The organism is Micromonospora maritima (assembly GCF_902825405.1).
GTDB lineage: Bacteria > Actinomycetota > Actinomycetes > Mycobacteriales > Micromonosporaceae > Micromonospora > Micromonospora maritima.
Genome location: NZ_CADEAU010000301.1, coordinates 1 through 6,683 on the forward strand (window position 1 = coordinate 1; position 6,683 = coordinate 6,683).

At 71.9% G+C, this 6,683-nt stretch carries 7 protein-coding genes; 4 read left to right on the forward strand and 3 right to left on the reverse strand.

Features of this window, described 5'->3' with window-relative positions; all coding sequences use genetic code 11:
• The 4 genes from HUW36_RS22405 to HUW36_RS22420 all read left to right on the forward strand — a co-directional run.
• Positions 1-708 (forward strand): NAD(P)/FAD-dependent oxidoreductase (locus tag HUW36_RS22405; RefSeq protein ID WP_174529977.1); only part of this gene is annotated, 708 nt, incomplete at its 5' end.
• Entirely contained in the window at positions 708-1,910 is a 1,203-nt protein-coding gene (locus HUW36_RS22410; RefSeq protein ID WP_174529978.1) for a saccharopine dehydrogenase family protein, read from the forward strand. The genes HUW36_RS22405 and HUW36_RS22410, both read left to right, overlap by 1 nt.
• Positions 1,907-2,920 carry an agmatinase gene (gene speB / locus HUW36_RS22415; protein WP_174529979.1) on the forward strand — a complete coding sequence of 338 codons (1,014 nt, stop codon included), beginning with the start codon at positions 1,907-1,909 and terminating at the stop codon, positions 2,918-2,920. Before HUW36_RS22410 ends, speB begins: the two co-directional genes overlap by 4 nt.
• A gap of 232 nt (positions 2,921-3,152) precedes the next feature.
• On the forward strand, positions 3,153-4,001 hold the full coding sequence (locus tag HUW36_RS22420; protein ID WP_246248277.1) for a DUF559 domain-containing protein: 849 nt from the start codon (positions 3,153-3,155) through the stop codon (positions 3,999-4,001).
• 116 nt (positions 4,002-4,117) lie between these two features.
• Here the strand turns inward: HUW36_RS22420 and HUW36_RS22425 are convergent, their stop codons facing one another.
• The 3 genes from HUW36_RS22425 to exaC form a co-directional block, all read right to left on the reverse strand.
• Positions 4,118-4,567, reverse strand: a complete 450-nt coding sequence (locus HUW36_RS22425; protein WP_174529981.1) for a hypothetical protein — start codon at positions 4,565-4,567, stop codon at positions 4,118-4,120.
• Positions 4,568-4,667: 100 nt separating this feature from the next.
• On the reverse strand, positions 4,668-5,015 hold the full coding sequence (locus tag HUW36_RS22430) for a DUF779 domain-containing protein (protein WP_174529982.1): 348 nt from the start codon (positions 5,013-5,015) through the stop codon (positions 4,668-4,670).
• Positions 5,015-6,520, reverse strand: coding sequence for an acetaldehyde dehydrogenase ExaC (exaC, locus tag HUW36_RS22435; protein WP_174529983.1), 1,506 nt, complete (start codon positions 6,518-6,520; stop codon positions 5,015-5,017). The genes HUW36_RS22430 and exaC overlap by 1 nt, the downstream gene beginning before the upstream one ends.
• Positions 6,521-6,683: the final 163 nt, after the last annotated feature.

Below are 6,683 nucleotides of genomic sequence, written 5' to 3' on the forward strand. Positions count from 1 at the left end.
GCCGCGCCCGGCACGGTGCGGGCCCGGCGGGTGGCGCTGGCCACCAACGCGTTCCCGCCGCTGCTGCGCCGGCTGCGCGCCTGGACCGTGCCGGTCTACGACTACGCGCTGACGACCGAGCCGCTGAGCCCGGCCCAGCGGGACGCCATCGGCTGGCGCAACCGGCAGGGGCTGGCGGACACCGGCAACCAGTTCCACTACTACCGGCTGACCGCCGACGGCCGGATCCTGTTCGGCGGCTACGACGCGGTCTACCACTACGGCAACCGGGTGGCCCCCGGGTTGGAACAGCGCGAGGCCACCTTCCGCACCCTGGCCGCGCACTTCTTCACCACGTTCCCGCAACTGGACGGGCTGCGGTTCAGCCACCGCTGGGGCGGGGTCATCGACACCTGCACCCGGTTCTGCGCGTTCTTCGGCACCGCCTACGAGGGTCGGCTGGCGTACGCGGCCGGGTACACCGGGCTCGGCGTCGGCGCGACCCGCTTCGGCGCCCGCGTCACGCTCGACCTGCTCGCCGGCGCGGACACTCCACTGACCCGACTCGACCTGGTGCGACGCAAGCCACTGCCGTTCCCGCCGGAGCCGTTCCGGGCCGCCGGCATCAACCTCACCCGCTGGTCGCTCGCCCGCGCCGACGCGCGGGACGGGCGGCGCAACCTCTGGCTCCGTACTCTCGACCGCTTTGGACTGGGGTTCGACTCCTGATGCGTATCCTGCTCGTCGGCGCCGGTGGCGTCGGCTCCGCCGCCGTATCCATCGCCGCCCGCCGTACCTTCTTCGAGACCATGGTGGTCGCCGACCACGACCCGGCGCGCGCCGCCCGGGCGGTCGCCGACCACGGTGACCGGTTCGTGGCCGCCACCGTCGACGCGTCCTCCGCCGAGGCGGTCGCCGCGCTCTGCCGGGAACACCGGATCACCCACGTGTTCAACGCGGTCGACCCGCGCTTCGTCATGCCGATCTTCGACGGCGCGTTCGCGGCCGGGGCCGACTACCTCGACATGGCCATGTCGCTGTCCCGGCCACACCCCGAGCGCCCCTACGCCGAGCCCGGGATCAAGCTCGGCGACGAGCAGTTCGCCGTCGCGGACCGGTGGGCCGCCGCCGGCCGGCTGGCGCTGTGCGGCATCGGCGTCGAACCGGGCCTGTCCGACGTCTTCGCCCGCTACGCCGCCGACGAGCTGTTCACCGAGATCGACGAGATCGGGGTACGCGACGGCGCGAACCTCACCGTCGCCGGCTACGAGTTCGCCCCCTCGTTCTCGATCTGGACCACCATCGAGGAGTGCCTCAACCCGCCGGTGATCTGGGAGGCGGGGCGGGGCTGGTTCACCACCGAGCCGTTCAGCGAACCGGAGGTCTTCGACTTCCCGGCCGGCATCGGCCCGGTCGAGTGCGTCAACGTGGAGCACGAGGAGGTGCTGCTCATCCCGCGCTGGGTGCCGGCGAAGCGGGTCACGTTCAAGTACGGCCTCGGCGCGGAGTTCATCGAGGTGCTGCGCACACTGCACAAGCTCGGGCTGGACTCCACCCAGCCGGTGCGGGTGCGCGGCGTCGACGTGTCGCCGCGCGACCTGGTGGCCGCCGCGCTGCCCGACCCGGCCACGCTCGGTGACCGGATGAGTGGGAAGACGTGCGCCGGCACGTACGTGACCGGCACCGGGCCGGACGGCCGGCCCCGCCGGGTCTACCTGTACCACGTGGTCGACAACGAGTGGTCGATGGCCGAGTACGGCCACCAGGCGGTGGTCTGGCAGACCGCGGTCAACCCCGTCGTCGCGCTGGAACTGCTCGCCACCGGCGCCTGGTCCGGCGCGGGCGTGCTCGGACCCGAGGCGTTGCCACCGCGGCCCTTCCTGGACCTGCTCAGCGACTACGGTTCACCGTGGGGGATGGAGGAGCGATGACCCGGTACGGCCCGATGTACGGCCCCGACGTGACGTTCCTCGGCGTGCCGCCGTGCACCGTCGAGGAGCCGGTCACCTACGCCGACGCGGACGTGGTGATCATCGGCGCGCCGTTCGACGGGGGCACCTCGCACCGGCCGGGCACCCGGTTCGGCCCGTCCGCCATCCGGCAGGCCTGCTACCTGCCGCACGACGGCTCCCGCCCGTCGCTGGCGTTGCGCGTGGACGCGCTCAAGGACCTGTGCGTCTACGACGCCGGCGACGTGGAGATGTTCGGCGGGGACATCGAGCGTTCGCTGGCCGCGCTGGAGACCGCCGTGCACGCGGTCGCCGCCGCCGGGGCGATCCCGGTGGTGCTCGGCGGCGACCACTCCATCGCGCTGCCCGACGCGACCGGGGTGGCCCGGCACCACGGGCTCGGCCGGGTGTCGCTGGTGCACTTCGACGCGCACGCCGACACCGGCGACGTCGAGTTCGGCTCCCTGCACGGCCACGGCCAGCCGATGCGCCGGCTGATCGAGTCCGGCGCGGTACGCGGCGACCGCTTCCTCCAGATCGGCCTGCGCGGCTACTGGCCCGGCCCGGACACGCTGGCGTGGATGGCCGAGCAGCGGATGCGCTCGTACGAGATGACCGAGATCGTGGCGCGCGGGCTGGACACCTGCCTCACCGAGGCGTTCGGCATCGCGACCGACGAGTGCGAGGGCGTCTTCCTCTCCGTCGACGTGGACGTGGTCGACCCCGGCATGGCCCCCGGCACCGGCACCCCCGAACCGGGTGGGTTCACCTCGCGGCAGTTGCTCGACGCGGTCCGCCGGGTCTGCTACGAGCTGCCCGTGGTCGGCCTGGACGTGGTCGAGGTAGCCCCGCCGTACGACCACGCCGACATCACCGCGTACCTGGGCAACCGCGTGGTCCTGGAGGCGCTGTCCGCGATCGCCCGCCGCCGCCGCGACACCGCCTCGGGAACCCCCTGGAACCCCACCCAGCCCCTCCTCGACGCCCGCTGAACGCCGCCCCACCCCACCCCCACCCCCACCCGCGTCGATCTTGCACTTCCGGCCCCGGCATTACGGCTCTTTTCGGGCGTATCGAGGGCGCTAAGTGCAAGATCGCGTGCGGGTGTGTGCGGGGCTAGCACAAGGAGGGGGTTGGGGTGGGGGTTTGCACATGGGGGGTGTTGTCCACAGGGGGGTGGGTGAGGGGGGTGGGTGGGGGTGGGCGGGGCGGCATGGTGTGGCCGTGTCGACGGAGTTGTGGCGTACGCGGGAGCTGATGCGGGTGCTCACCGTGAAGCGGTTACGGACGCAGGTCCAGCGGGAGGAGCTGATCCGGGTCCGGCGCGGTGTCTACGCGCCGACGCCGTGCGACGACGAAGGCGAGCTGCGGGCACTGCTGCGGTGCCTCCCCGAGGACGCGATGCTGGCCATGCACACCGCGGCGCGTCGGCACGGTTTCGGTGTACTCCGGGAGTCCGCGGTGCACGTGCAGTTGCCGCCGAGCATCGCCAAGCCTCGGCTACCGGGTCTCGTCGTCCATCACTCCGTCCTGCCGATCCGGCCGGTGTCTGTCGGCGGGCTACCGTGCGTGCCTGCCGTCCAGTGCGCGGTCGACCTCGCCCGGGGCGTTCGCCGGATGGACGCCCTGCCGGTGCTCGACGCCGCACTCCGCTGCGGCGCCGTGACCGTCGACGACCTCATTGCGGAGTTGCCCCTGCACCGGGCCCTACGTGGAGTTCGGCAGGCGCGTGATCTCCTGCCGCGAGCAGACGGCCGATCCGAGTGCCGGCAGGAGAGCCAGTTGAGGCTGTTGCTGATCGACGGCGGGCTGCCCGCTCCGGAGCCCCAGATGTGGATCCATGACCACTGCGGCATCCCGCGCTACCGAACAGATCTGGGCTACCGCGAGCGGCGGGTGGGAATCGAGTACGACGGTCTGTCCCACCTCGACCGGGACCGCATGCGATACGACCGGGATCGGATCAACTGGTTGGACGCGAACGGATGGCGGATGCGCTACTTCACCGACCGCGACCTCTACCGACGCCCGTCCCACATCCTCGCGACCCTCCGCGCCGCCCTCACCCCGTAACCCGAGTCCCCTGAGCCCCGCGATCTTGCACTTACCTACCCGATATAAGCCCACCATTGCGACATTTCCGGGGCACAAACTGCAAGATCGCGGGGAGGGGAGAGGGAGGGAGAGGGTCAGCGGCGCGGGCAGTGGGGGCGGAGGCGTACGCGTTCGGTGGTCTCGGTGAGGGAGTTGGGCTCGACGACCAGGCGGGCGGTGGTGGTGGCCGGGCCGGGGCGGAACGTGCCGGCGTCGGCTCGGACCGTCGCGGTCCAGGTGCCGGCGGTGCGGTCGTCGGTGCACGCGCCGATCACGCCGAACCCGAAGCCGGTGACCGACCCGCGACGTACCCGCTGGTCGAGGTGCACCTCGATGTAGGCCAGGCCGCGTTCGGCGCCGCAGTCGAACCGGCCCCGCACGGTGGCGGTGTGGGCGTCCGGCTCGGCGGTGCCGAACCAGTCGACCGAGATGGTGGAAGTGGAGGTGGGGGCGGCGACGGCGGCGCCGGGAGCGAGTCCGATCGTGGCGACGGTGGCGGCCGTGGCGAGGCCGGCGGCGAGCAGGGGGTGTCGGGCCGGGCGCATGGGCGGGCTCCTGTCGGGCGGTGGTGGGATGCTGCTCCGATGTGGACGGCGTCAGCATCCCACCGCCGCGATGTCCGCGAGCTGCAAGATCTCGGACAGATCAGCCGGCCAGGTGGGAGCGGATGAGGAAGCGGACCCCCTCCGGCGCCTCCAGCGAGAAGCCACTGCCCCGGCCGGGCACCACGTCGACCGTGAGCCGGGTGTGCTGCCACAGGTCCCACTGGGCGCGCGACATCCAGAACTCCACCGGCTCGGGCACGCCGTCGACGGCCAGCGAGGCGAGCAGCACGTCCGAGCCGCCGGTGCGGAACTCGCCGGCCGGGTAGCACATCGGGGCGCTGCCGTCGCAGCAGCCGCCGGACTGGTGGAACATCAGCGGGCCGTGCTGCCCCCGCAGCGACCGGATCAGGTCGGCCGCCGCGGGGGTCAGGGTCACCGGGTCACCCATCAGAAGAAGCCCAGCTTCTGCGGCGAGTAGCTGACCAGCAGGTTCTTGGTCTGCTGGTAGTGCTCCAGCATCATCTTGTGGTTCTCCCGGCCGATGCCGGACTGCTTGTAGCCGCCGAACGCCGCGTGCGCCGGGTAGGCGTGGTAGCAGTTCGTCCACACCCGGCCGGCCTGGATCGCCCGCCCGGCCCGGTACGCGGTGGTCATGTCCCGGGTCCAGACGCCGGCGCCGAGCCCGTACAGCGTGTCGTTGGCGATCTTCACGGCGTCGTCCAGGTCGGCGAAGGAGGTCACCGACACCACCGGGCCGAAGATCTCCTCCTGGAAGATCCGCATCGAGTTGTCGCCCTCGAAGATGGTCGGCTGCACGTAGTAGCCGCCGGACAGCTCGCCGCCCAGGTCCGCCCGCTCACCGCCGGTCAGGACGCGAGCGCCCTCCTGCCGCCCGATGTCCAGGTAGGACAGGATCTTCTCCAACTGGTCGTTGGATGCCTGCGCGCCGATCATCGTCTCGGTGTCCAGCGGGTGCCCCTGGCGCACCTGACGGGTCCGGTCCACCGCGGCGGCCAGGAAGTCGGCGTAGTGGCCCTGCTGGATCAGCGCCCGGGACGGGCAGGTGCACACCTCGCCCTGGTTGAGCGCGAACATGGTGAAGCCTTCCAGTGCCTTGTCCCGGAAGTCGTCGGAGGCGGCGCTGACGTCGTCGAAGAAGATGTTCGGGCTCTTGCCGCCCAGCTCCAGCGTGACCGGTTTGATGTTCTCGCTGGCGTACTGCATGATCAGCCGCCCGGTGGTGGTCTCGCCGGTGAACGCCACCTTCGCCACCCGGGGCGAGGACGCCAGCGGCTTGCCCGCCTCGACACCGAAGCCGTTCACCACGTTCACCACGCCCGGCGGCAGCAGGTCGCCGACCAGCGAGAGCAGGTAGTGGATCGAGGCGGGCGTCTGCTCGGCCGGCTTGAGCACCACCGCGTTGCCGGCGGCCAGCGCCGGGGCGAGCTTCCAGACCGCCATCAGGATCGGGAAGTTCCACGGGATGATCTGGCCGACCACGCCCAGCGGCTCGTGGAAGTGGTAGGCCACGGTGTCGTCGTCGATCTCGCCGAGTGAGCCCTCCTGGGCCCGGATCGCGCCGGCGAAGTAGCGGAAGTGGTCGATCGCCAGCGGGATGTCGGCGGCCAGCGTCTCGCGTACCGGCTTGCCGTTCTCCCACGTCTCGGCGATGGCGAGGGACTCCAGGTTGTCCTGCATCCGGTCGGCGATCCGGTTGAGGATCAGCGACCGCTCGGCCACCGACGTGCGGCCCCACGCGTCCGCCGCGCCGTGCGCCGCGTCGAGCGCCTTCTCCACGTCCTCGGCGGTGCCCCGGGCCACCTCGCAGAAGGTCTGCCCGGTCACCGGGGTCGGGTTCTCGAAGTACTTCCCACCGTGCGGCTTCACGTACTCGCCGCCGATGTAGTGGTCGTAGCGGGACTGCCAGTGGGTGGGGGCGTCGTAGCGCGTCATGGGTACCTCCGCCGTCCGTGAGGGGTGGATGGCGGGAGGCTAGTTTCCGCGACGTTGCAGGAACGTTGCGCGCGGCAGCGCGTACTCCTCGGCGAGCTGGTGGGCCCGCGCGACGGCGAGCGGCCGGCGGGGCGCGCCCGGCGGCAGCGCCCGGGCCAGGGCC

Excerpts from the sequence above, each read along its gene's own strand:
- HUW36_RS22425 (WP_174529981.1), bottom strand. The coding sequence starts at position 4,567 with ATGCGCCCGGCCCGACACCCCCTGCTCGCCGCCGGCCTCGCCACGGCC.
- speB (WP_174529979.1), top strand. The coding sequence starts at position 1,907 with ATGACCCGGTACGGCCCGATGTACGGCCCCGACGTGACGTTCCTCGGC.
- HUW36_RS22430 (WP_174529982.1), bottom strand. The coding sequence starts at position 5,015 with ATGGGTGACCCGGTGACCCTGACCCCCGCGGCGGCCGACCTGATCCGG.
- exaC (WP_174529983.1), bottom strand. The coding sequence starts at position 6,520 with ATGACGCGCTACGACGCCCCCACCCACTGGCAGTCCCGCTACGACCAC.
- HUW36_RS22410 (WP_174529978.1), top strand. The coding sequence starts at position 708 with ATGCGTATCCTGCTCGTCGGCGCCGGTGGCGTCGGCTCCGCCGCCGTA.